The following is a 1,294-nucleotide window of genomic DNA, read 5'->3' as shown; positions in this document are numbered from 1 at the left end:
AAAAAAACGAGCCGCTATTTTTTAGAATACTGCGCGTCGAGGTACGGTATCAAATACCCATACCCCTGCTCCCCCATCTCATCTTTTGGTACAAACCTCAGCGCGGCGCCGTTGATGCAGTATCTAAGCCCTCCTTTGTCGCGCGGACCATCGTCAAATACATGCCCCAAATGCGAGTCTGACATCGCGGTTTTGACCTCGGTGCGTACCATGCCGTGCGACAGATCGGACTTTTCGGCGATCAGGCTAGCATCTATCGGCTTCGTAAAGCTCGGCCAACCGCAGCCCGCGTCAAATTTATCGTACGAGCTAAAAAGCGGCTGACCATTTGTGATATCGACGTAGATGCCGATGCGCTCCTCGGCGTTTAGCTCGCTGCTGTGCGGGCGCTCGGTCGCGGCGTGTTTGACGACCTCGTAGGAGATGGCGCTGAGCTCATTTTTTAGCGCCGCGTCGTCTTTGTTTTTGTAGTTTTGCAGATTTTGCTTCATATCGCGCTTTTTGTCGCTCAAAATTTCGCCCTTTTTAGGCAAACTCTCAAAGGTCACGTGGCAGTAGCCGTGCGGGTTTTTGTCCAGATAATCCTGATGATACTCCTCGGCTTTATAGATATTTTCTAGCGGCGCGACCTCCGTTACGATGGGTGCTTTGTAGTTTTTTTGCTGCTCGGAGATAAAGGCTCTGATCGCCGGCTCGTCCGCCGCATCGGTGTAGTAAATACCTGTGCGGTACTGCGTGCCGCGGTCGCCGCCTTGTTTGTTTAGGCTGGTCGGATCGATGGTGTTAAAGTAAAATTTGAGCAAATGCGGCAAGTCGATAACGTACTCGTCGTATTCGACCCAGACGGCCTCAGCAGCGTTCGTATCGCCCGTGCAGACCTGCTCGTAGCTAGGGTTTGGCACCTTTGAGTTCGCGTATGCCGTGTAGGTGCTAACCACGCCCGGAAGCTGCTTGAGATAGGCCTCCGTGCCCCAAAAGCAACCGCCGGCTAGCACGATCGTTTTGTTCGCAGCCGCAGACTCCTTAGTTTTATGATCCATCTGTTCTCCTTGTAAATTTAAAAATATACCTAAAAATAGCGCCAAAGCGCCGACTATTCCTGCTGTTTTTAACATTTTGCCAAGCATTTTCGCTCCTTTTGGCTTAAATTTTAGACTAAATTTGATTCGGGCAAATTTGACTTCAAATTTGACGGTTTTATATTTTACGCACCGAAAGCTGCATCCTTAATTTGCCTTCAAACCACGCGACGCTTTGCTTGCAGAGCAAAGCAGTGTCGCCACCTCTCACGTCG

1 protein-coding gene is annotated in these 1,294 nt (G+C 50.5%); it reads right to left on the bottom strand.

The features are described from left to right. Positions 1-14 precede the first annotated feature (14 nt). Positions 15-1,127 carry a peptide-methionine (S)-S-oxide reductase MsrA gene (gene msrA / locus H740_RS04020; RefSeq protein WP_002951560.1) on the bottom strand — a complete coding sequence of 371 codons (1,113 nt, stop codon included), beginning with the start codon at positions 1,125-1,127 and terminating at the stop codon, positions 15-17. Positions 1,128-1,294 lie beyond the last annotated feature (167 nt).

This window comes from Campylobacter showae CC57C (assembly GCF_000344295.2).
Lineage (GTDB): Bacteria > Campylobacterota > Campylobacteria > Campylobacterales > Campylobacteraceae > Campylobacter_A > Campylobacter_A showae_B.
This window is presented reverse-complemented; position numbering and strand designations above follow the sequence as displayed.

Excerpts from the sequence above, each read along its gene's own strand:
- msrA (WP_002951560.1), bottom strand. The coding sequence starts at position 1,127 with ATGCTTGGCAAAATGTTAAAAACAGCAGGAATAGTCGGCGCTTTGGCG.